At 46.3% G+C, this 22,505-nt stretch carries 25 protein-coding genes; 3 read left to right on the top strand and 22 right to left on the bottom strand.

Annotation, left to right across the window (positions count from 1 at the left end; genetic code table 11):
• Positions 1 to 16 precede the first annotated feature (16 nt).
• The 19 genes from IGJ44_RS00590 to flgB form a co-directional block, all read right to left on the bottom strand.
• Positions 17 to 1,084, bottom strand: coding sequence for an EscU/YscU/HrcU family type III secretion system export apparatus switch protein (locus IGJ44_RS00590; RefSeq protein ID WP_074535608.1), 1,068 nt, complete (start codon positions 1,082 to 1,084; stop codon positions 17 to 19).
• A gap of 30 nt (positions 1,085 to 1,114) precedes the next feature.
• Positions 1,115 to 1,864 (bottom strand): flagellar biosynthetic protein FliR, encoded by a 750-nt coding sequence (fliR, locus tag IGJ44_RS00585; protein ID WP_005232781.1) that lies wholly within the window; start codon positions 1,862 to 1,864, stop codon positions 1,115 to 1,117.
• 12 nt (positions 1,865 to 1,876) lie between these two features.
• Positions 1,877 to 2,140 carry a flagellar biosynthesis protein FliQ gene (gene fliQ, locus IGJ44_RS00580; protein ID WP_005226613.1) on the bottom strand — a complete coding sequence of 88 codons (264 nt, stop codon included), beginning with the start codon at positions 2,138 to 2,140 and terminating at the stop codon, positions 1,877 to 1,879.
• A gap of 25 nt (positions 2,141 to 2,165) precedes the next feature.
• A complete protein-coding gene (gene fliP / locus IGJ44_RS00575; RefSeq protein WP_005232783.1) occupies positions 2,166 to 2,930 on the bottom strand; it encodes a flagellar type III secretion system pore protein FliP in 765 nt (254 codons plus the stop codon).
• Positions 2,927 to 3,292, bottom strand: coding sequence for a flagellar biosynthetic protein FliO (locus tag IGJ44_RS00570; protein WP_005231716.1), 366 nt, complete (start codon positions 3,290 to 3,292; stop codon positions 2,927 to 2,929). Before IGJ44_RS00570 ends, fliP begins: the two co-directional genes overlap by 4 nt.
• A 14-nt stretch (positions 3,293 to 3,306) precedes the next feature.
• Positions 3,307 to 3,810 carry a flagellar basal body-associated FliL family protein gene (locus tag IGJ44_RS00565; protein WP_005472968.1) on the bottom strand — a complete coding sequence of 168 codons (504 nt, stop codon included), beginning with the start codon at positions 3,808 to 3,810 and terminating at the stop codon, positions 3,307 to 3,309.
• Between the two features lie 11 nt (positions 3,811 to 3,821).
• Entirely contained in the window at positions 3,822 to 4,019 is a 198-nt protein-coding gene (locus IGJ44_RS00560) for a flagellar FlbD family protein (RefSeq protein WP_005226609.1), read from the bottom strand.
• Between the two features lie 35 nt (positions 4,020 to 4,054).
• Complete coding sequence (locus tag IGJ44_RS00555) at positions 4,055 to 4,951, bottom strand: flagellar hook-basal body complex protein (RefSeq protein ID WP_074535607.1); 897 nt, start codon at positions 4,949 to 4,951, stop codon at positions 4,055 to 4,057.
• 78 nt (positions 4,952 to 5,029) lie between these two features.
• Positions 5,030 to 5,392 (bottom strand): flagellar protein, encoded by a 363-nt coding sequence (locus tag IGJ44_RS00550; protein ID WP_074535606.1) that lies wholly within the window; start codon positions 5,390 to 5,392, stop codon positions 5,030 to 5,032.
• Positions 5,389 to 5,820 (bottom strand): flagellar hook capping FlgD N-terminal domain-containing protein, encoded by a 432-nt coding sequence (locus tag IGJ44_RS00545; RefSeq protein ID WP_003129052.1) that lies wholly within the window; start codon positions 5,818 to 5,820, stop codon positions 5,389 to 5,391. The genes IGJ44_RS00550 and IGJ44_RS00545 overlap by 4 nt, the downstream gene beginning before the upstream one ends.
• A gap of 12 nt (positions 5,821 to 5,832) precedes the next feature.
• Positions 5,833 to 7,197, bottom strand: coding sequence for a flagellar hook-length control protein FliK (locus IGJ44_RS00540; RefSeq protein WP_074535605.1), 1,365 nt, complete (start codon positions 7,195 to 7,197; stop codon positions 5,833 to 5,835).
• Between the two features lie 65 nt (positions 7,198 to 7,262).
• Complete coding sequence (fliJ, locus tag IGJ44_RS00535; RefSeq protein ID WP_074535604.1) at positions 7,263 to 7,682, bottom strand: flagellar export protein FliJ; 420 nt, start codon at positions 7,680 to 7,682, stop codon at positions 7,263 to 7,265.
• A 22-nt stretch (positions 7,683 to 7,704) separates the two neighbouring features.
• On the bottom strand, positions 7,705 to 9,057 hold the full coding sequence (gene fliI, locus IGJ44_RS00530; protein ID WP_074535603.1) for a flagellar protein export ATPase FliI: 1,353 nt from the start codon (positions 9,055 to 9,057) through the stop codon (positions 7,705 to 7,707).
• Positions 9,054 to 9,812, bottom strand: coding sequence for a hypothetical protein (locus IGJ44_RS00525; protein ID WP_074535602.1), 759 nt, complete (start codon positions 9,810 to 9,812; stop codon positions 9,054 to 9,056). Before IGJ44_RS00525 ends, fliI begins: the two co-directional genes overlap by 4 nt.
• A complete protein-coding gene (gene fliG / locus IGJ44_RS00520) occupies positions 9,796 to 10,800 on the bottom strand; it encodes a flagellar motor switch protein FliG (RefSeq protein ID WP_005226586.1) in 1,005 nt (334 codons plus the stop codon). Before fliG ends, IGJ44_RS00525 begins: the two co-directional genes overlap by 17 nt.
• A 10-nt stretch (positions 10,801 to 10,810) precedes the next feature.
• On the bottom strand, positions 10,811 to 12,433 hold the full coding sequence (fliF, locus tag IGJ44_RS00515) for a flagellar basal-body MS-ring/collar protein FliF (RefSeq protein WP_175445281.1): 1,623 nt from the start codon (positions 12,431 to 12,433) through the stop codon (positions 10,811 to 10,813).
• Between the two features lie 27 nt (positions 12,434 to 12,460).
• A complete protein-coding gene (gene fliE, locus IGJ44_RS00510) occupies positions 12,461 to 12,784 on the bottom strand; it encodes a flagellar hook-basal body complex protein FliE (protein WP_074535600.1) in 324 nt (107 codons plus the stop codon).
• Between the two features lie 7 nt (positions 12,785 to 12,791).
• Complete coding sequence (gene flgC, locus IGJ44_RS00505) at positions 12,792 to 13,208, bottom strand: flagellar basal body rod protein FlgC (protein WP_003129038.1); 417 nt, start codon at positions 13,206 to 13,208, stop codon at positions 12,792 to 12,794.
• 21 nt (positions 13,209 to 13,229) lie between these two features.
• Positions 13,230 to 13,589 carry a flagellar basal body rod protein FlgB gene (gene flgB, locus IGJ44_RS00500; RefSeq protein WP_074535599.1) on the bottom strand — a complete coding sequence of 120 codons (360 nt, stop codon included), beginning with the start codon at positions 13,587 to 13,589 and terminating at the stop codon, positions 13,230 to 13,232.
• A gap of 620 nt (positions 13,590 to 14,209) precedes the next feature.
• On the opposite strand from flgB, the gene motA reads away from it, so the two are divergent.
• Positions 14,210 to 14,974: a flagellar motor stator protein MotA gene (gene motA / locus IGJ44_RS00495; RefSeq protein ID WP_005232810.1), complete on the top strand. Its 765-nt coding sequence runs from the start codon at positions 14,210 to 14,212 to the stop codon at positions 14,972 to 14,974.
• A gap of 13 nt (positions 14,975 to 14,987) precedes the next feature.
• Positions 14,988 to 15,752 carry an OmpA/MotB family protein gene (locus IGJ44_RS00490; protein ID WP_074535597.1) on the top strand — a complete coding sequence of 255 codons (765 nt, stop codon included), beginning with the start codon at positions 14,988 to 14,990 and terminating at the stop codon, positions 15,750 to 15,752.
• A gap of 146 nt (positions 15,753 to 15,898) precedes the next feature.
• On the opposite strand, the gene IGJ44_RS00485 is transcribed toward IGJ44_RS00490, so the two are convergent.
• Positions 15,899 to 17,944, bottom strand: coding sequence for a methyl-accepting chemotaxis protein (locus IGJ44_RS00485; RefSeq protein ID WP_074535596.1), 2,046 nt, complete (start codon positions 17,942 to 17,944; stop codon positions 15,899 to 15,901).
• Positions 17,945 to 18,229: 285 nt separating this feature from the next.
• Positions 18,230 to 19,039: an aldo/keto reductase family protein gene (locus IGJ44_RS00480; protein ID WP_005226570.1), complete on the bottom strand. Its 810-nt coding sequence runs from the start codon at positions 19,037 to 19,039 to the stop codon at positions 18,230 to 18,232.
• A gap of 172 nt (positions 19,040 to 19,211) precedes the next feature.
• On the opposite strand from IGJ44_RS00480, the gene IGJ44_RS00475 reads away from it, so the two are divergent.
• Positions 19,212 to 19,595 (top strand): YbaN family protein, encoded by a 384-nt coding sequence (locus tag IGJ44_RS00475; protein ID WP_074535595.1) that lies wholly within the window; start codon positions 19,212 to 19,214, stop codon positions 19,593 to 19,595.
• Positions 19,596 to 19,685: 90 nt separating this feature from the next.
• Here the strand turns inward: IGJ44_RS00475 and ppdK are convergent, their stop codons facing one another.
• Positions 19,686 to 22,319 carry a pyruvate, phosphate dikinase gene (ppdK, locus tag IGJ44_RS00470; protein ID WP_074535594.1) on the bottom strand — a complete coding sequence of 878 codons (2,634 nt, stop codon included), beginning with the start codon at positions 22,317 to 22,319 and terminating at the stop codon, positions 19,686 to 19,688.
• Between the last annotated feature and the right edge of the window lie 186 nt (positions 22,320 to 22,505).

The following is a 22,505-nucleotide window of genomic DNA, read 5'->3' as shown; positions in this document are numbered from 1 at the left end:
TGTTCCTCCTGTTTCCTTAAATCTTGCCGCGTTGGCTTTCTTCTAACTGATAGACCAAAGCGATGATTTCGGCAATGGCTTCATACATTTCAACAGGGATCAGATCCCCGGGTTCTACTTGACGATAAAGGGCCCGTGCCACTTCACGGTTTTCGATCTGTGGGATATTTTCTTTCAGGGCTTCTGCTTTCATCCGCTGCGCCAGCTGATCTGCCCCTTTGGCCAAGACCCGCGGCACCCCTTCACTGCTGGCATCGTAACGAATCGCAATGGCGAAATGGGTCGGATTGGTGATCAAAACCGTCGCTTCTTTGACGTTGGCGATGGCATTTTGGGTCATCGCACGGTATTTCGCTTTGCGCTGTGCTTTGACTTGCGGATCACCTTCCATTTGCTTGAACTCTTCTTTGACTTCCTGCTTGCTCATCATCAAGTTCTTACGATGGCTATAGCGTTGGTAGCCGTAGTCGACTACGGCCAAAATGATCAAAAAAATCGAAATCTGTAAAAACAATTCTTTGGCACGCAGTAGCATGAACAGGATCGTTTTTTCCAACCCCACTTCACTCAAACCCAGTAAAACAGGGACGGCGGCTAAAAATTGTTGATAGCACAAGTAGACGATCACGCCAAATTTCGCCAATGTTTTGCCTAAATTCATCAACGAGCGCAAACTGAATTGCTGCTTGATCCCGCTGATAGGGTTGAGCTTTTTAAAATCTGGTTTGACGGCCTTGCCAGAAAACAACAGACCGACTTGGGCATAATTCGTGATAAGCCCGACTCCAAGCGCGACCAAAAAGACGGGCGCACACAACAAAAGCAGCAGCAAGATACTCTGCACCCCCAGTTTCGGCAGATCCGCCAAGCTGGTTTGATAATCAGCCAGCTGCGCCAAACTTTGGGAAAAATAAGGCAAAAAAGAAGCGGCGAAAAACTGCCATAAAGACAGGATCAAAAACGAGAAGACCAATAGCGAAACAGCTGCTGCTAATTCCTGGGTCTTAGGGACCTCCCCGCGTTTGCGGGCATCCCGCAGCCGCTTGGCACTAGGTAGTTCGGTTTTTCCATCTTTTTCTGCCATCTTCTCACCTCCTGCTGGCTACCTGTTACTTTATTGAAAGGACTCGATAAACTCCTGCAAGTAGCGGACCGTATCTGGCAAGTGTTTGCCTAAGTACGAAAGGACATTGGGTAATAGCAAGAGAAACACCACAAAACTGATGGCAGTTTTCATCGAGAGACTCATCATCAAAATATTGATCTGGGGGATCGAACGAGAGATCACACCTAGCACCAGGTCCACCAACAGCAGCGCAATGATCATTGGTGCCGCAAGATTGACTGCCATCACCATCATTTGGCTGAAAAGTTTGACGATGCCTTCAACCGTCGTGCCTTGGATCACCACAGAGCCTAAGGGCACGATCCGAAAAGACAACAGCAGTGCTGTGATCAGTCGATGATGCAGATCAAGACCAAAAAACACAGCGATCGTCAGCCAATAGTACGTTTTGCCATACTGGGAAGAGGCGATTTGCAACGTCGGATCATAGGCTTGCGCCATCGAAAAGCCTACTTGAAAGTCGATCAGTTGCCCCGCAATTTCCACACCAGTAAAGACCAGCTGACTCAAATAGCCCATCGCCATCCCAAACAGTACTTCCTTGATGACGAAAACCGTCAGCATAAAGAGGGAAAGCTCGGGAATCGCAGGTGCCGTCGGCAGACATAGGACCGTCAACGCCATGCCGATCACGATTTTTGCCAGTGACGGAAAATTTTGCTGTGAGAAGATCGGACAAAGGACAACAAACGCCAATATTCGACAAAAAATCAACACCGTCGCTTGAATCGGCGCCATCAGGTTTCCTCCTTACATTGCCGCAATCATCTTGAAGATCATTTTGGTAAAATTCAACAAGAGATTCAGCATAAAATTCCCCGCCAAGATCAAGGTCAAAAAAATCGCTAATAGTTTCGGCACAAAGCTCAACGTTTGTTCTTGGATTTGGGTAGTGGCTTGAAAAATACTGATCACCAATCCGACGAGCATGCCGACCAATAAGGCAGGACCAGATATCGCTAAAATTCGAAGAAAGGCTTCCCTTAGCACATCAAGTACCATTTCTACTGTCATTTCCTCTTGGCTCCTTTCTTAGCGGCTATTGAAAGCTCTTGATCAGCGACTCCACGATCAGATACCAGCCATCCACTAAAACAAATAGTAAGATCTTGAAGGGCAGTGAGATCATGATCGGCGACAGCATCATCATCCCCATCGACATCAAGATACTGGAGACGACCAGATCAATGATCAAAAAGGGGATAAAAATCAAAAAGCCGATACTGAAAGCCGTTCGTAACTCACTGATAATAAACGCCGGTACCATAACGGTCAGAGGAACATCGTCAGAAGAATGATACTTTTCGGTCTCCCCATCAGCTTCCGCAAACAAGGCAATGTCTTTTTCCCGTGTCTGTACCATCATAAAGGCCTTGATCCGTTTTTCTGAACGGTCAAAGGCTTCGGCTTGGCTGATCTCTTGGCGATCAAACGGTTCGATCGCTTGCTGGTAGACGTCGGTATACACAGGTTTCATAATAAAAAATGTCAAGAATAAGGCCAACCCGATCAACACTTGATTGGGCGGGTTTTGCTGTGTACCTAACGAACTGCGCACAAAGGACAAGACCATGATGATACGAGTAAAAGAAGTCATCATGATCAGCAAGACTGGTAAAAGGGAAAGCAGCGTCAGCAACAAGAAGGTATTGATCGTATCACTTGAGCCATTCCCATTCGACAATAAATTGTTGATGGTGGAACTGACGTCTTCCGTGTCTAGCGCAAATGCCGTCTGCGGAAGCATCAGACTGCTGAAAAGGACCGCAGCCATGATCTTGATATCTCTGCCTTTGATCTTCATTTTTGCTTGCCTCGTTTTCCAGCAATTTCCGCCTTGGCTTTGTTGAGCCATTCAGAAAAGTCTTTGCCAGCTTGCACTTGGGTGCTTTCTAGGCTTTGCTGTAAAAAAGCGGCCGTTTCTTCTGGCGTCAACTCTTTGATGATTTGGTTTTGCTGTTCAGAAAAGCTCATGACATAACATTTGTCCATGATTTGGACGATCCCGATCGAAGACGACTTGCTGACGGCGATTTTTTGCAAAATACGCAGCTGGTGATTGTGCTGGTTCGTGTAACGATTCAAGTATTTCAAACTGATGTTGATCAAATAAAGAATAAGCAGCAAAAACCCAATCATTTTGACCAGCGATAAAAATGTTTCCATCAACATGCCTCTTTCTATTGGATCACTAAATCCGTCACATAAACATCCTTGGCGATTTCTGATCCGTATTCCTGATTAATTGTTTCTTTCAATGCTTTTTTTAAATTCGGTACACTTTCGGCGGAGCTCAAAATACCGCTGGCCTTTTGTTGGCGCAATAAATTCACGACGCTGTCACGAATGACGGCCACATTTTTCGTGGCTTCCGCGCTTTTTTCCTCATCCGCCACTAAAATCGATAAATTGACCTTCATGTATTGCTGCTCTTGGTTGTCTTCTTTGGCCAGATTGACTAAAAATTCATCCAATGCCACGATCGCTTCGTCTGAGGAGATTTTGCTGCTGTCTTTTGCTGTTTCAGCAGCTGCTGTTTTTTCCCCCGTCAAAAAGTGATTCGTCACTAAGGTCCCGCCGATACTGCCGCCGACTACCACGATCAAGAGGATCGGCAGTAAAACAACCATACTCAAGCCTTTTTTCTCTTTTTCTGCTTTTGGTGCTTTTTCTTCTTTTGCCATCTTTCCCACCCTTACGTTTTCACTTGGTTCGAATGGATCACCGTATGATACTCGATCACCCGCTGCGCAACTTCTTGCGCAGCTTCCGTCACCACTAATGTTTTGCCATCTGTCAGTGTGATCAATGTATCCGGCATTTCTTCGATCCGATAAATCAATGTTGGATTTAAATAGAATGGCTTGCCATTCAATGCTGTCACTAGAATCATGGTCAAACTCCTCTCAATGATGAAGCGTCACGTTCTTAACGTTTTAGATTCAATAATTCTTGCAGCATTTCATCAGAAGTCGTAATACTTCTTGAATTTGCTTGATAGGCACGGCTCGCAATGATCATTTCGGTAAATTCTGTCGAAAGATCGACATTGGACATTTCCAAGGCACCTGCTTGCAGCGTTCCTGCGCCATTGTTGCCAGGTCCTGCAACGATCGGATTCCCTGAGTTGCTGGTTTGGATATAGTTGTTGCCGCCGACTTTTTCTAAGCCTTCTGGGTTATTGAAGGTTGCGACACCGACTTTTCCCATCACAAAGGTTTGATTGCCGTATTTTGCCAACACTAAGCCATTGGCATCGATCGCCATGGAGTTATAGGTCAAGGTTTCCCCATTGACGGTCAGTGTGCTTGGGATCGACAAGGGAGATACCGCACCTTGTCCGCTCAATGCCGTGTTTTCATCAAAGTTGTCATCATAGACAACTGGTTGACCGCCATTGACTGAACGACCTAAGACTTGCATCCCATCACTATTGGTCAAGGTTCCGTTGCTGTCGCGCACGAATGCGCCATCTCGTGTGTAATAGGTTTCGCCATTTGCTCCTGGTCCTTGTACCATAAAGTAGCCCTGTCCGCTGATATAAAAATCCATGCTGCGACCTGTCGATTGCGGGGCACCGACTGTATTGATAGTATCGATGGAGCCCGTCTGAACCCCTAAACCGATCTGCGTTGCGTTGATCCCGCCTAAGCCGTTGCCTGGCGCAGTTGCGTTAGACATCGTTTGGCTCATCATGTCTTGGAAAAGGACTCGACTTGATTTGAATCCAACCGTATTGACGTTGGCGATATTATTGGAAACCACGTCCATTTTCGTTTGAAGATTTTTCATTCCACTGACACCTGAATATAATGATCGTAACATGCTTGTTTTCCTCCTTATGGTTGGCGTATTTTCCTCTGTCATTCAGAAAATACTTGCAGCCCCTTTTCAGTCCAGCTGCTATTTGATAAATGTGGCGCTGTCAATATTGGTGACGGTGTGAAGCTCATTCATCCCCATCGCCGTAATGATGGTTCGTGAATGGACATCGGCGATCAAGCCCATATCTTTGTACACGAGCAGTGATTCTTTGCTGCCTTTTTCCGCGAGCTCACTAAGCGCCGTTGAAAGGGATTGGTAATCATCGTCTTGTAAGGTCAATTCTCTTGCGGTCAAACGCTTTTGCGCATGATGGGAGACTTTGATGTCGCTTTGTTTTTGTTCAAGCATTGAAGAGAAGGCTTGTTTGTCCACGGCTTTGCGGGGATGTTGATAAGGCTCCCCGGCAACTTTTTGCAGCCCCTGTTGAATCGTCAAACTCATTTTGCTTCGCCGCCAATCTCTTGGATCGCACTCATACTGTATTCTTTGCCATTTACGACGATCGTGGCGTAGCCATTGGCAAAGCGGACCTTTTCGATGGTTCCTGACAATGTTTCTGTGCCGTCCATCAGAGTGACTTGTTTATTGATCAAGCTAAAGGCTTGCTGCTGTTGCTGTAAAATCACCGAGGTCGTCAACGTTTCGCTCAATTCATTCAAGCTCTCTAAGGTCGTAAATTGAACCAGTTGCGAGATATAGTCGGTGCTACCACCACCAGAAGAATCGCTGCCTCCCATCGATGGGTTGCTCATAGATGCGGCTAAGATCTTCAAAAAATCATCCATGGAGATATCTGAAGATTTTTTTGTTTGCGTTAATGCCGATGTATTGGCAATACCGGCCGCAGCTGCTGTAATTTCATCTGCCATAGGTCTCCTCCTTTACACTAAAATACTGATCGCATGATCGATCGGTGCTAATTGCGGCTCTTCTTCAGCCGTATTGCTTTGATGAAATGGCTTTTTGCTTTGTCCTTTTTGAGCCTGTAAAAAACGCTGTTGGCTTAACTGACTGTCACTTGCCATCATACTGCCGGCAAAGGATTGATTTGACAGCGGACTAGCCTGCTGGACAGAAGCTAATGTAGGTTCTTTGATCGCTAGGATCGGCTGCTCTTGCTTTTGCAAAACTTGCTCTAGCTCATGCTTGATGGACAGCAATAATTCTTTGGCTTGCGGCTGCTGAACGGTCAGTTCTAAGCGGCTGCCTTGGGCATTCGTTTCTAGGGAAAGCTGGATCGTGCCTAATTTTTCGGGAACGAATTGCAGCGTGATTTTTTTCTCGCTTGCCGTGCTGCTCGTTTGGACGAGTTGGGCAGTCGCTTTTGCTAAGGGTAGGACCGCTTGTTCCATACTCGCTTTTGTTGGCGCCGGTCCTTGCTTGGTCAAAAAGGGAGAAACATCAAGCAGCTGCGGTGCTGATGCCGCCATTTCATTGTCAGTTACTGCTGAAGAAGCAATGGCTTGTGCAGAAACAGCTTCCGCTTTTTTGGCAACTATTTCATTCGTGCGTTGCAAGGTGCTAGTCGTATCCGTCGCTTGGTTGGTCACTGGCGACACTTGATCCAATGGTCCCGTTTGGCCCAATTGCGCGGTCCCTTCGGTGGACTGTTTCAGCTGTGCTGCTGTCGTCTGCGCAATCGCGGCTTTTGTTACTGAATCGATTTCCTTGAAAGTCGCGATCCCTTTTGCCGTGGACTGCTCTTCGCCTACTAAGTCTTCTGGCAAAGGCGTTTCAAGCGTTGGTGCAGCGGCTTCACTTCTGTCATTTGTCATCAAAGCTAGACCTTCAAGCGCAGGCTCGGAGGGGTTGATGACTGTGGTGGCTACGTCTATTGGTGCTGGAAAAGCTGCTGAAACACTGTCGAGAGAAGCTGCTGTGGCGCTCGTTTGGTTCTGCTCCGTCGTTGCCATTGATGCCTGTGGCGCTTCTTGAACCAAGCCTGCAAAAGGTGCCTGGCTGATCTGGCTCATTTCTGGCGCTTGTGTCGTTGCAGGTTGTTCGACTGCTGGAGTGATTTCTGGCTCCTGTGGCAGATGTTCCATACTGCTGGCAATCCCCTTTTCTGGTGCGGTGGCGGTTTGCTCCGACATACCTGATGGTTCGAAGGATGCTGACAGGTTGCTTGCGCTCTGTTCCGTCAGCTGTTGCATCAGCAGACTGAAGACTTCTGGTGACGCCTCCGTCTTTTTTGATTTGCTACCGACAGGTACAGCGGTTGCGGCACTTGTTGTGATCTCTTTCATTGTTCACCTCCTCTCAGCTGATGCTTTGAAACCAAGGTCGTCTCATCACTAAAACCATTAGTGCTTTAAGAAAATATGGCGCGATTGCCGAACTCATCCAATTGTTTTTGCTCTTCCAATTGCTGTTCATAGGTGTATTCAGCAAATTGTTTTTCTCGCAGCTTTTCCACGATCTTGCGTTCCTGCTGCGCTTCTACCACCACCGATAAAGACTCTGCCAATTCTTGCTTCACGTGAAACATTTTGTTCTGAACCTCATCGATAGTGGCATTCAACGCAAGCAAATAGCGTTGCTGCACTTGCATCCGCCCAATGGTCATCTCATTGACATCAAAAAGTTGGGCTTTTTCCTGTGTCAGCGTATTCAGGTGCTGTTCTTGCTGAATCAACAATTGTTGTTTTTGGGCGTAAGCGCGTTTGGCTTCTTGCTCAATGGTTTTTCGGTGATCCAATACTTTTTCTAAGGAAAAGTGAAATGCTTGCATAGCTGCTCCTTTATGATCTGTTTTACATGGTCGAACGCTGGCGCTCGATCAGCGCTTCTTCACTGAACAAATGCGCCAGTTCAAAAATCGCTTGTTCAAATGGGATCCGCTCATCCACTTTTTGCTGTAAAAACCGCAGGATGGGGTGATGCAGCGCGATCGCTTGGTCGGTCAACGCATTGCTGCCGCTTTTGTAGGCACCGATATCGATCAAATCCTTGGCCTCTGCATAAACGGCCATGTTTTCTTTTAGTTCCCCCGCATGTTTATGCTGTTCCTCAGAAACAAGGGTCTTCATCAAGCGGCTGAGGCTGTTTTGAATATCGATGGCAGGATAATGATTTTGAGCGGCGATTTTTCGGGACAACAGAATATGTCCATCAAGAATTCCCCGCACCGCATCAGCGATCGGTTCATTCATGTCATCCCCTTCTACCAAGACAGTATAAAAGGCCGTGATCGAGCCTTTGTCCGACATCCCACTGCGTTCTAACAACTTCGGTAAAGCTGTAAACACAGAAGGGGTATAACCTTTGGTCGTCGGCGGCTCGCCTGTCGATAGACCGATCTCCCGCTGCGCCATCGCAAAACGGGTCACCGAATCCATCATCAATACGACTTTCTTCCCTTGATCGCGGTAATACTCAGCGATCGCTGTTGCCACATGAGCCCCTTTTAATCGTACGAGGGGCGGCATATCGGAGGTAGCACAGACAACGACCGACTTGCGGTAACCTTCTGGGCCTAGATCATTTTCAATAAATTCTTTGACTTCTCGTCCCCGCTCGCCGATCAAGCCGATCACGATGACATCGGCTTCGCAATAACGAGCCAACATCCCCAATAAAGTACTCTTACCGACCCCGCTGCCGGCAAAAATGCCGATCCGTTGGCCAAGGCCGACGGTCAAAAGACCATCGATCGCCCGGACACCTGTCGGCATGATCTCAGCGATTTTTTGACGGCGAAAGGGGTCAGGAGAATCTTGACTAACTGGATATTCTGGCGCACTTTCCAGCTCCAGCGCCATATCTAACGGTCGCCCTAGTCCATCTAAGGTGTGCCCTAGCAGCGTATCATCGATTTTTACCGTCAATGATTTGCCAGTTGGCCGCACCAAACAGCCCGGTCCGATGCCTTCTAGCTGATCAAGGGGCATCAGGAGCACGGTTTTTTTCACAAAGCCTACGACTTCAGCTAAGGCTGTATGTGTCTTGTTTTGCAATGCGACTTCACAGATTTCCCCTATGAAAACCGCCAGCCCTTCGACTTTGATCAGTAGACCTACGACTTCGCTGACTTTGCCGTAGGTGGTAAAAAACGGCTGTGCTTGCGCCGTTTTGCGCAGCGCTGTGATCGGTAATTCAAACGTCATTCCTTCACACTGCTTTCTAGAAATTGGCTCAAAAAGCGAGCGATTTCTTTCCTCAGTTCAAAAACCACCAAGGCATTTTCAGATTCGATACAAAAATCGTGTTCCGCCAAGCTGTCATCTGCCATGAGTAAATAGCGAAACCCGCTGATCGTCTGCTTTTTGGTTTCCAACAATTCTCGCAATCCTGCAAGATGCTGCTCTTGGCTGCGAACAGTCACAAATTGATCGGGTTGTTCAAATTGCCATAGCACAGACTCCACAAAAGGCAAGAAGCCTGCTTGCTCATCTGTAAAACGTTGATTGATCAAGGCTTCAGCGATTGTCGTGCCATAAGCGATCATTTCTTGCTTTTTCTCTGAGCGAAAGGTATTGATCTCAGAAACGGCTTCAGCGACATTGGCTTGGGCTTGTGCCATCAATGCTTGCGCGGCTTCTTTGCTGGCATTGAGTCCTTCTTGATAGCCTTGTTGAAAGCCGTCTGCTTGTCCTGCTTGAAAGCCTTCCGTTCTCGCTTCTGCTAGAATTTGCGTTGCTTGTTCTTGTGCATCGGTCAAAATCTGCTGCTTCAAGGCTTCCATTTGCTGCAGATGCCGTTCCTGCTCCAACTGGCGTGCACGTCTAGCCGCTTGCAGTTCTGGGTCTAAGCTTGGTTTCTCAATCGGCGCTTTGATGGTCGTATCCGTCAAAATACTGCGCGCAGCTTCGGTCGTTTTGACCGCCTGCTGCTTCAATAAACTGCTATTTGACCACTGCATCTTGGTCGCCCCTTCCGATGTAGATCTCACCGGTTTCATCTAGCCGTCGAATCACAGCCACCACACTTTGTTGGGCTTCTTCTACAGCAGACAAGCGGGTAGGACCCATAAATTGAATTTCTTCTTGCAGATTTTCCACCGCCCGTGATGAGAGGTTGGAGAAAATAAAGTTCTTGATGTCATCGGTCGTGCCTTTAAGCGCTAAGACTAACACATCGTTTTGAACATCTCGTAAGACTTTTTGAACATCCAAGCGATCGAGGGTCACGATATCCTCGAAAGTAAACAAGCTGGATTTCACTTCGTTGGAGAGTTCTGGTTGCCGCTTTTCTAAGTCGTTCAAAATGTTCTTTTCGGTGCTGCGGCTGACTGAGTTCAAGATCTCAACCAGAGTATGCACACCACCGACATTTTCCGTATCGTTCTCAATGTAATTCGAGAATTTGTTCTCGATCACTTTTTCGATCCGTTCGATCACCAAAGGCGACGTACTGGAGATCGTCCCGATCCGTTCAGCGATCTCCACTTGCAAATGATCGGGAAACTGCGACAAGACGCTGGCCGCTTTGTCCGGCTGCATGTAGCACAAAATCAACGCTACCGTTTGCGGATGTTCACCGATCAACAGATTGGTCAACTGTTGAACATCGGCTTTGCGAGCGATATTAAAGGGCCGTTCCCGCAGCTGAATCTGAGTCAATACGTCAATGACTTCTTTGGCTTTTTGAGGGCCTAATGCTTGGTTCAGCAAATTTTTGGCATAATCGATCCCGCCGTCTAAGACATATTTGCGGGCCGTTGCGGTATGAGAAAATTCCTCCAACACTTGATCCCGCTCTTCGGGACTGACAAAGTCGATATTGGCGATCTCATAGCTCACCTTTTGTATAAATGATTCTGGCAGCAGCTTCATGATCTTTGCAGAGGTATCTGATCCTAGAGAGATCAGAAGAATCGCTGCTTTTTTTACCCCGTCTATTGTATCCATGGCTGCCCCCTTATTTTTCTTTCATCCAAGCTTTGATCAATTCCGCCGCTACTTCAGGATTGCTTTCGGCATAATTTCTAGCCGTTTGATCCAATGTTGGTTCTCCTGAATGTTCTGCTGCGGCTTCTTGTGTGGATGCTTCTGGCACCGCTGGTTTCGTTTCAGCAGACCGATTGCCGACACCGCCAAAAACGACTTCTTGTGCAACTGACGGACTTGCTCCAGTGCTAACTGCTGACGGTTGTGCAAAAGTGACCATTTCCTCCGTCACATCGACTTCCAGCTCGTCTTCTTTACGACGACGTCGGATCACGCCAACGATCATTAAAATCACTAAGAACAAGGTCAACACGATGCCGCCGATGATGGCATACTTGAGATAACCTTTGGCAGCTGCAATCGGTTCATTCCCTTGCGGATCAACGGCTGGATCAACCTCTGCTTGGGCAAAGTCAAATCCTTGGATCGCGATTTGATCACCACGGTCATTGTCATAGCCGACGGCACTAGCAATCAACTGCTGCAATTCTGCTTGATCCGCTTGCGAAAGGTTCGCATTGATCACGATCGAGCTGGTCATTCGTTCGATCATGCCAGGGGCCGTAATGGTCGTGGTGGTCTCGGTATCCAATTCGTTTTCCACCGAACGGCTGTAGGAATTGTTTCCCTCTCCATCCGTGCCCGTCACATTGGAGACATTGTCATCCACCGTCCCTGTTTGGGCTTCTTGGACGGTCCCTTGCGAACCAGCAGCCTGCACTGTCTCACTCTTGATCTCTGGGTCATCATAAGTAACTTTCTTCCGCTCGATCGAGTCAAAATTCAAGTCTAAATTGATCGACACTTGGAATTTGTCTGCGCCATAGATCGGTGTCAGCAGCTTCGCTACTTTTTCTTCTAGTGTTTTTTCATAGGAATCTTTGATGGCAATGTATTTAATGTTCAGGCCACTTAATTGACTGGCTTCATCTTCGGTTCTCGTCAAGGTATTGCCCGCGCTATCAACGACTTTTACATTTTCTGGCTTCAGCTTTTCCACTGCCCCTGAAGTCAAGGTAACGATCCCTTGCACGGACTCGTCTGCAATCTGCTGATTTTTCAAGGTCAACACGATAGAAGCAGTTGGCGCACTTTCCTCAGAAGAAAAGACACTTTCTTCTGGCATTACGAGTAAAACTTTGGCGGATTTGACCGCATCGATCGACTCGATCGCTCGTTGCAGTTCGCCCGTTACTGCCCGCTGATACATGATCTTGCGGTCTTCGTCGGTTGTCATCATGTTGGCATCATCAAATAATTCAAAGCCCGTACTGGTATTTGGTAATTTATTGTCCACGGCAAGATTGATGCGGTATTCATCGACTTGGTCTTTATCGATCAAAATAGTCGTCCCATTGTCGGCTAATTTGTAGGCGATCTGCTGTTCCTCCAAATCCTTGCTGATCGTTCCCGCATCGGCATCGCTTAGATCCGTAAACAAGATACCGTATTCAATTCGCGTATTTAAATAATAAACAGCTGCTGTGATTCCGAGAACGCTGATAACGGAAAGAACAACGATCATTTTCTTTAAAGAGCTTTGCATTTGCCAACGGTCTTTGAGTTGTTCTGTCCATTCTTTCACTTTATCCATCATTTATCCTTATTCCCTCACCCACTGCTAAAACTGCATATTTTTCACGTCATTGTAAGCTTCTAAACACTTGTTTCGTACTTGAACGGCTGTTTGTAGCGCCAGTTGCGCCTCCGTCATGCGAATCATCACATTCCCTAGATCGCTTTCATCGCCGGTGATCAAATTTACAGTATCTTGATCCATGACCGCCGTTTTTTGATTCAACTGATCGACCGCATTGGTCAAGTAAGAAGAAAACTGATTTTCCTCGGCGCCTGCAGCACTGGTCTCGTTTGAAGCAGCCCCCGTGCCTAGTGTCCGCAAAACGTTTTGGTAGTCCGTTAATCCTGTCGTTAAAAGTCCATCCATTTTCTCGTTACCCCTTTGATATTTCTAATGCTTTTTTCAAGATCGTTTTATTCATTTCTGAAGCAGAAACATTGGCTTCGTACGTTCGAACCGCTTGCAACATTGCCACCATTTCATCGGCAATATCCACATTTGATTGACCGACATATCCCTCATCGTTGGCAGCGGGATTGGTAGGATCATAGGTCAGTTTTTCCGTCTCATCGGCAGCGATCCCCGTCACTTTGACACCATATGTAGCCGGTGTTCCTTCGCGACTATTTTTTAAATTTTCTGAAAAAAGAATACTCTTTTTTTGATAAGCAGCGGTTGTTTGTGTTTGATTCGTATTTACATTTGCGATATTGCTGGAGATCGTATCTAGTTTTAACCGTTCCAATGCTAGACCGCTGGCGTTGATCGTTAGTCCATTAAACATACCCATTTGTTTTTCCTGCGCTTTCTATCAATTACTCAATACAAGGTTCATCATTTGCAAGCGACCGTTGACTTGTGCGGTCAATGCACTGTAATATAACCCATTGGCTGCTTGATCCAACATCTCCACTTCAAGATCCACGTTATTGCCGTTGTCTTTGATGCTGGTAGTTGCATTTTCAGTGATTTTCGGTTTTACTTGAGAAACTGACGCTTCGGTTGCAGCGTCCGTCCCTGATGAAGTGAGTGCCTGCTTTAATTCGCTTTCAAACACGATGCGTTTTGCTTTGTACCCATCCGTATTGACATTGGCGATATTAGACGAAATCAATTCTGCGCGTTGGGCAGAAACGTTCATGGCTGTTTTTAATAAATCATAGGTATCCAATAATAATTGCTCCTTCCACCTTCTGTACCAAACGTTTTTTTCAGCGATGGAACAGAAACAAATATATTTATTTATTTTTTTGTTATAGATTAAAAAAACAAGAAGACGTGATGTCATTATAGTAGAATTATTTTTATTTTACAATTTGATTTTTGCAACTTTACGGATATGACATTTAAGTTACAAGCATGTTATGTTATTTGTTAAACACTGTTTCATCGCAATTTCGTCCCCAGTTATAAAAAGCAAACGATCGATATAAAGCGTTTTACAAGCATATCTATGCCTTTTGATCAAAATCAGTTTTTTGATAAAAAAACAAGCATTATTCGAAAAATTGATTAAAACATTTTCATTTGTGCTGAATGACATGACAAACCCTGAGAAACGCTTCACGAAAAAAAACGGTACCATCTATAAATATTCACAAAAATTGCAAGCTGTACCATTTCAAAAATTTGCCGCAACTTGTCCAAAAAACAACAAAAAAAGAAGAAGTTGAAAATTTATTTTAGTTATTTTTAGGATTATTTTTTTTTGCTATTAAGAATGATTTTAATTCACCGATAAAATAAATGAGGGTTTAAAACCTGGAAATAGAATTTAGGAGGACGCAACAAATGGATTTTTTCTTGCTGATCGGTATTATTTTAGGATTGATATCTGTGGTGGTTGGGATGATTGTAAAAGGTGCCAATGTGGCCGTTTTGATCAATCCGGCAGCCGCGATCATCATTTTCGTCGGTGTGATCGCAGCCGTTATCAATTCATTTCCCAGCAGTGATATCAAAAAAATCCCGAAGATCTTCGGCGTTCTGCTGAAAAATAAAGAATACGACTTAAAAACAACCATCAATACCATCGTTGAATTGGCCAACCAAGCCCGGCGCGATGGCTTGTTATCTCTTGAAGGCGCCATCCAAAACTTAGAAGATCCTTTTTTAAAAAAGGGCTTAGAAATGGTGGTCGATGGTATCGCTGCCGAACAGATCCAAGAAATCATGGAAAATGAGATCTATGGGATCGAAGAACGGCATCGCATCGGCTCGGCTATTTTTAAAACCGCCGGCACGAGTTCCCCGACCTTAGGGGTGTTAGGAGCCGTGATCGGGCTGATTGGGGCGCTAGGCAATTTAGAGGATGTAGAAGCACTGGGTCATATGATCTCGGCGGCTTTTGTGGCGACCCTTTATGGTATTTTCTTCGGCTATGTCCTGTTCATTCCCTTTAGCTCACGACTGACCTTAAAATCGGAGCAAGAGGTCCAAATGATGTCGATCATCGTGGAAGGGGTCTTGGCGATCCAAGCCGGGCAATCGCCGAAAAGCATTGAGAAAAAATTATACAGCTTGATCGATCCGAAAAAACGGCAAGAACAATTATAAAGGGTGAAGCGACATGAAGCGAAAAAAGAAACATGAAGAACATGTAGACGAAGCGTGGCTTTTGCCTTACTCGGATATGTTGACCTTGCTGCTGGCTTTGTTCATCGTCATGTTTGCCATGGCGAAAGTCGATGATGAGAAGTTCCAAGAAATCAAAAGCGAATTTGGCACCATCCTTTCCAGCCACCACAGCAATTCATCTGTGATTGGGTCGGTGATCGATATGGGCGAGACCACGCCGCGAAAAAAAGCAGCCACTTCTGCCGAAGCACAAGCGCAAGAAGCAGCGGTTCGGACCCAACTGGAAAATCAGCAACTAGAAAAAATCAGCGACCAGCTGTCACAAGAGCTGGCAGCTTCTGGCTTAAAAGAGCAGACAGAAGTCCGCTTGGAATCCGATGGCTTGCATATCACGCTTGCCAGCAGTATCTTGTTTGCCTCTGGCAGCGCCGAGATCACGGACACCACTCGTCAGTCACTGGATCTGCTATCGGACTCACTAAAAAAATTAAAAGCCAACAAAATCGTGATCGCTGGGCATACCGATAACGTACCTGAAAAAGGCAGTGGCCGCTACCAATCTAACTGGGATCTTAGTTCCGCTCGGGCCATTACCGTTATGGAGTACTTCATCAGCAAAGGCGCCGTTTTAGAAAAAAATGCTGCCATCCAAGCCTTTGCCGATACCGAACCGAAAGCCGATAATAACACCCCCCAAGGCCGCTCGGAAAACCGCCGCGTGGAGATGATCATCCAGCGGACCGAAACGACACAATAGCCCGTAATAAGGTTTTATAAATATCATTATGAAAAGCCAAGATGAGCAACATTCGTCTTGGCTTTTTTGTAGTCTCCTCCTCAACAAACAAAAATCACTCATCAGCCATTCTTGCGAATAGCTGATGAGTGATTTTTTTGCTTGATTTATTTCTCCACTTCAAAACGATTGGTCAATCGCTTCAACTCTTCTGCAATGTCTCTGAGGTCTGCCACATGGTTGGTAAATTCATCCATGGTTGCCAAGACTTCTTCTGCATTTGCGGAAACTTCTTGTGTGCCAGCGGCATTTTCTTCCGTTGATGCGGAAATGTTTTCTAAGTTTTCCAGTACACTGTTTTGAATATTTTCGATACGGGCACTGGCTGCTTCAATATGATGGATGCCTTCGATCATATAGCTGCTGCGTTGGAAAACTTCTTTTGAAGATGAGATCGCTTCTTTGATCAAGTTGGTTTGGCGAACGCCGCCTTTGACAGACGCCGACGTTTGTTTGACCATTTGACTAGACTGCTCACGAATTTCTTCAATGATCGCTTCGATTTCTTTGGTAGAAGCTTTGCTTTGTTCCGCCAATTTACGGATCTCAGCAGCCACGACGGCAAAGCCTTTGCCAGACTCGCCAGCACTTGCGGCTTCGATCGATGCATTCAAGGCTAGCAAGTTGGTTTGGTAAGAAATATCGTTGATGACCCCAATGATCGAGTTGATATTTTGGATACTATCATTCATTCCCGTCATATTCGACATCAAGCGCTCCATCTGTGCCAACTCTTGTCGCCAACTGTCATCGACTTGATCCATGATCGTTAAGTTTTCTTGATTGATCTTCGTAGATTCTTGCGACTTGCTGCTCATGCCGCCAACATTTTCTCGTAATTCTTTCACGACTTGCGACAGATTTTGCATTTGAGACACGCTGTATTCTGTTTCTTGGGCTTGAGCACCGGTCACTTCAGCAATACCCGTAATGGTTTGAGAGACTTCTTCTGTCGCAATATTGGTTTGTTTTGACAATTCTAATAAAGAATCCGACATTCCTGCGACACTGTTGCTTTCTTTTTGTACTTTTTGGATCAATGCACCCGTGCCTTCGATCATCACATTGTAATTGTCCGCCATTTGCTGGATCTCATTGCCTGCTTTGTCTGGATAAACAACTCGGCGTGCCCATTGATCCCATGTCCATTTTTCGCCTTTGGCTCTTTTGGTTTTGCTCATCTTCTCTAGTTTGCCTTCACCGACTTTTCTAAAGTAGCGATTGAAGCAATCGATGATTGCTGCGACTACTTTGATCGCGGCATAAGAAACCAGTCCTACAAAGAGCAGCATCAAGATCGTAACGATAATGGTGGTGCGGACTAACGCTCCTAACTCTTTGTCTAGATCACTAGCTTTGACTTCGGAGTACGCCCAAACATTGGAATCAGCAGACTTGTCATACAACACATCGTTGACTTTATTCGAGTCGCCTAAGCCAACCATGCCTGTCGGGTTTTTAGCTTCTTTGATTTTTTGGAACACTTCTTCTTCTTTGATATTCTTACCGATTTGTTTGGTATTTTTTGAGGTCACGATGACCCCAGATTCTGAAACTAAGGTGACATTCCCAGTCCGCCCTACGGTAAAGGAAGACAAGATGTTTTGAATGCTTTCATAGGAAACATCGACGCTTAAAACCCCCACTTGATTATGGGAATTTTTGACCCTGATCGAAGCCGACGTCACAAATTGATTTGACACTGTATCTAAATAAGGTGCTGTCCAATACACTTCTCCTTCGGCTTTTACGGCCCCTTTGTACCACGGCCGAATCGTAGGCTTATAATCATCTGGTAAGGGATTGAAGGTCACATACTCATCATCTTCTGTTCCAAAAGTCACCGCTAAGAAGCTGTTGCTTCCAGCAATCGCTAAAGAAAGATCTGAACGGATGCGTCCCATGCTGAATTCTGTTTTCATCGCTGGCAGTTCAGCCATTGATTTCAATTTGCTTTCCGTCGATCGGCGCAAACTCTTTTCTTCCGCCAAGATCAAATTGACGGCACTTTCTTTGTTCAAATCATTTCGTTCAATCAATAAGTTCTTGGTGGTTAAATAGGAACTTGTCAGCATGACAATGATCGGGATCCCCGCAACCAGCATCAAGGTGATCATCACATAAATTCCTATCGTCTTTTTTCTTTTTTTCACAACTGTGCCACTCCTTCATTTCCAATTTCACACGATCCAATGAAGACTCGTCCGTAGACGACCCTTAGTAAGGATAATCGGTTATTTCTTTGAATGATTAAGAGGGTTCATTGGTAGAAACGGCTGCAAGCGCATTTTCTTTTTTGCTAAGGCTTACGGTTGCTGATCTAACGAATAGAAAAGCTCCTCAGTCATGAAGGAGCGTTGCGACTGCATAAAAATAGCCAGCACGGAAGTTTCCGCACTGGCTGTAGGGGCCCCTTTAATGGGACTGCTTTTTATTGCCTATAATTCTTTGATGACGGCCTTTTCTTCCGCAGTCAAAGCGAAATCAAAGAGCGCTAAATTTTCGGCTTGATGTTTTTCTGAATGGGATTTCGGAATCACGATCACCCCACGCTCGATTTGGTAACGCAAGACCACTTGGCTCCAGGTTTTTTGATACGCTTCACCGATTTGGGTCAAGGTTTCCCGAGCCGCTTCTGAAATCCGTGAAAGTGGCCCCCAGGCTTCTGGAACTACCTGATTGGCTAAGGAATAGGCGATGATCGCATCGTTCCACTTGCCTGGATGCGATTCGATTTGATTGACCGCTGGTTTGATCCGACTGTTTGCCAATAAATAGCTAAGTTCTTCTTCTTGGAAATTGGACACCCCGATCGCTTTTAAGACTCCTTTATCGACATAAGCCTCAAGAACCGCCCAGACAGCGGCGATCTCTGCCAAGTTGTCCCACGGATGATGGATCAAATAAAGATCGATCGATTCCGTCTGCAAGGCTGCTAAACTCGCTTCGACAGACGCTTTCACGGCAGCTGCATCTTGCGTATGCTCTGGTTTGCCAGGAATCTTAGAAGTCAGGAAAAATTCGCTGCGGTCGATCCCGCTTTCCTTGATGGCTTTGCCTACCACGGCTTCGTTGCGGTAAGAAATCGCCGTATCAAAATGCCGATACCCAAGCTTGATAGCAGTCAACAGCTCTGTCGTATCATCATTGATCGCACCTTGGTATTCTCGGTTTTCTTTCCCAAATGTATTCGTCCCACTGCCGATCACTGGAATCTGAATACCGGTATTCAATTCAATCGTTTCCATGCTGCTTCCCCCTTTGTGTTGTTTCTAGTCTATCAAAAAAGCAGGAGTATGGGGAAGAAAAACTCTTATTGTCGCTAAAAAACGGGGAAAAACACAAAACGCATGTTCAAGCTGCCCCTCCTCCGTTATACTGAGGGTAAGACACGAAACACCCAAATAAGGAGGGTTACTTTTGAAAAAAACACTATTTTTTCTTTGTGGATCACTGACATTCGGTCTAGGTACTTTAGGAATCTTCTTGCCTTTCTTACCTACAACGGTCTTTTACTTGCTGACGGCTTATTTCTGGCTGCGGAGTTCCGATACCTATTATCAACGCTTGGTTCAATCAGAAAATTATCAAAAATACATTGAAAAACCACTCGTACAAAAACAGCTGAGTACCAAGGGAATGGTTCGGATGTTTGCCATGATGCTGGTAGTCTTTGCAATTCCTGCACTATTGATCCCTAATCTGCTGGTACGTTTCGTCCTCGCTGCCATCTACCTCGCCCATGTCATTGGGATCACTTGGTATTTAAAAGGACGCAAACCCGCGATTCAAAAAACGGATTAGCCCCTGTAAGGCGAAGCTGCACGAACACACCGTAATCCACCAAGCAAGCGAGTCTTGCTAGTGGACTGCGGTGTATTTTTTTCTCCTATTTTAGCGGGAGCCCACTGACGCCTCTTCGATGATGGGGGCGGATTGGGCGATCGCTAACCAGGCAGCAGGGATTCGGTATGGGGAGCAAGAAACATAGTCGATGCCGATCTCTCGCAAAAAAGCAATGGAATAGGGATCACTACCGACTTCGCCACAAACACCGATCGAGTGCTCTGGCTGACAATCTCTTACGCCAGCGATCGCTTGACGCATCAATGTGCCAACGCCCGCCTGATCTAAGTGCTGGTAAGGATCTTCTTGTAAGATCCCCGACTGCAAATAGGCTGGAATAAAGCTGCCTGCATCATCCCGCGAAAAGCCAAAGGTCATTTGGGTCAAGTCATTGGTACCAAAACTAAAGAATGCCGCATCTTCAGCACACTCCCCAGCGATCAAGCACGCTCTAGGTGTCTCGATCATCATGCCGATCTCGATGTGCAATGGTTGCTGCAGGGTTGCTTCTGCTTGAGCGATCACCTGCGTCAACGTCGCTTTCAACACCTGCAGCTCTGCTGGCAAACTGATCAGGGGCAATAAGATCGCCGCCTCTACCTCGACTCCTTGCTGCCGCAATTCCACAGCCGCTTCACAAATCGCCGCTGTTTGCATTTCATAAATTTCTGGATAGCTCAGTCCTAAACGGCTGCCGCGATGCCCCATCATGGGATTGACCTCTTGCAGCTCGTCAATTCGCCGCTCGATCACTGCCAATGATTTTTGACTACGGCGAGCCATTTCAAGGCGTTCATGCTCATGGGGCAAAAATTCATGAAGTGGTGGATCTAATAAACGAATCGTGCACTTCTTTCCTTGCGCGGCCTGCAGCATTTCTTGGAAATCGGCTTTTTGATAAGCCTTGATCTCAGCCAACGCCTTCAATCGTTCCGCCTTCGTTTCTGCCAAAATGACTTCTCGCATTTTCCACAAACGCTCTTCCCCAAAAAACATATGCTCCGTCCGTGCCAGACCGATGCCCGCTGCCCCAAAGGCCAGCGCAGCCTCAATGTCATTTTTCGTTTCCGCATTTGCGTAAACCTTTAGATCTGCCTGGGCTTGTGCCCACGTCAAAAGCTGATCCAGCAAGACCCGCTCCTGGACACTGGTCATAGGCAGCTGCCCTTGATACAGTTTGCCAGTGCTGCCGTCTACCGAAAGCACGTCACCTTCTTCAATCAGCAGCTCACCACAGCGAGCCTGCTTCAAAAATACATCGACACTTAATGCCTCGCACCCTACCACACAGCAGACCCCCAGACCACGGGCGACCACCGCCGCATGCGAAGTCATCCCCCCACGAGCGGTAATGATCGCTTCACTCACCACCATGCCTTCAATATCTTCAGGTGAGGTTTCTTGTCGCAGCAGCAGGACTTTTTCTCCTGCGCGGTTGGCTTTTTCCGCCGCCTCTGCAGTGAAATAGACATGTCCTGAAGCTGCTCCTGGACTAGCCGGCAAGCCCTGCGCAAAGGCTTTGGCTTGCTGTAAGGCTTCGGGGGCAAATAACGGGTGCAGCAATTGATCGATCATTTCTGGTGTGATGCGATCTAGTGCTTGCCTGATAGTGATCCGACCTTCTGCGACCATATCCGTTGCGATTTGCGCTGCGGCAGCGGCGGTTCGTTTGCCGTTTCTTGTTTGCAAGACAAACAGCTGGCCGTCATCGATGGTAAACTCAATGTCTTGCATGTCTTGATAGTGATCCTCCAAACGCTCAGCCAGTTGCTTTAATTCCTGATAGATCATGGGATGCTGCTGTGCCAACGCTTGGATCGGTTGCGGTGTACGAATCCCTGCAACCACATCTTCCCCTTGGGCACACACTAAAAATTCGCCGAAAAGTCCCGGTTCCCCGGTTGCTGGATTGCGGGTGAAGGCGACACCCGTCCCACTATTTATCCCGCTGTTACCAAACACCATTTCTTGAATCGTTACGGCAGTCCCTAGATCGTCAGGGATCCGATGGAGAGATCGGTAGGTCTTGGCCCGTGGGTTGTTCCATGAGCGAAAAACCGCCGTGATGGCTGCCAACAATTGCTGAAACGGGTCTTGGGGAAACGCTTCTTGAGTATGTTCCATATAAATACTTTGAAACACGCGGCAGATCATTTGCCAGTCATTGCCGGTCATCATTTGGTCTGAGGCATAATTTTGCTGTTTCTTATAATCTGTCAAATAGGCTTCAAAGTGTTCTTTTGCTACACCTTTCACCACATCCCCATACATCTGGATCAAACGGCGGTAACAATCATAAGCAAAAACGGGGTCCCCCGTCTGCTGAGCCAAGCCTTGGACGGTTTCATCATTCAACCCAAGGTTTAAGATCGTATCCATCATCCCTGGCATGGAAAACTTAGCCCCACTGCGGACAGAAACCAACAACGGCGATTGCAGTCCGCCAAATGTTTTGTTCCTGCGGACTGCCAATTCTTCGATGGCAGCTTTGACTTGCTTGATGATCGCCTCAGGAAGAACCTGTTCTTCTAAATAGGTCAGGCAAATAGTCGCAGGGACGATAAATCCCTGGGGAACAGGCAAACCCAAATTGGTCATCTCCGCAAGATTTGCCCCTTTCCCACCTAATAGTGCTTTTTGCTCTTTTGTGCCTTCTGAAAACCATACGACTGCTTTTTCCATCATGTTCCTCCTTTTAAATGTTATATACTATTTCGATTAATTAGCAGTATATAGTATGACACATTTAATCGTCAAGCTGAAAAAAGAAAACTTTTAAGGGATTTATCCTTTTTAAAAGAGAAGGATTGCCTTTTTATTCGGAAAATCATATAATCAATAGCATAGCACATAAAAGAAAGAAGGTGA

Source organism: Enterococcus sp. DIV1368d, from assembly GCF_050542975.1.
GTDB classification, from domain to species: domain Bacteria; phylum Bacillota; class Bacilli; order Lactobacillales; family Enterococcaceae; genus Enterococcus_D; species Enterococcus_D casseliflavus.
The sequence above is the reverse complement of the archived record's forward strand: the minus strand, read 5'-3'. Positions and strand labels throughout refer to the sequence as shown.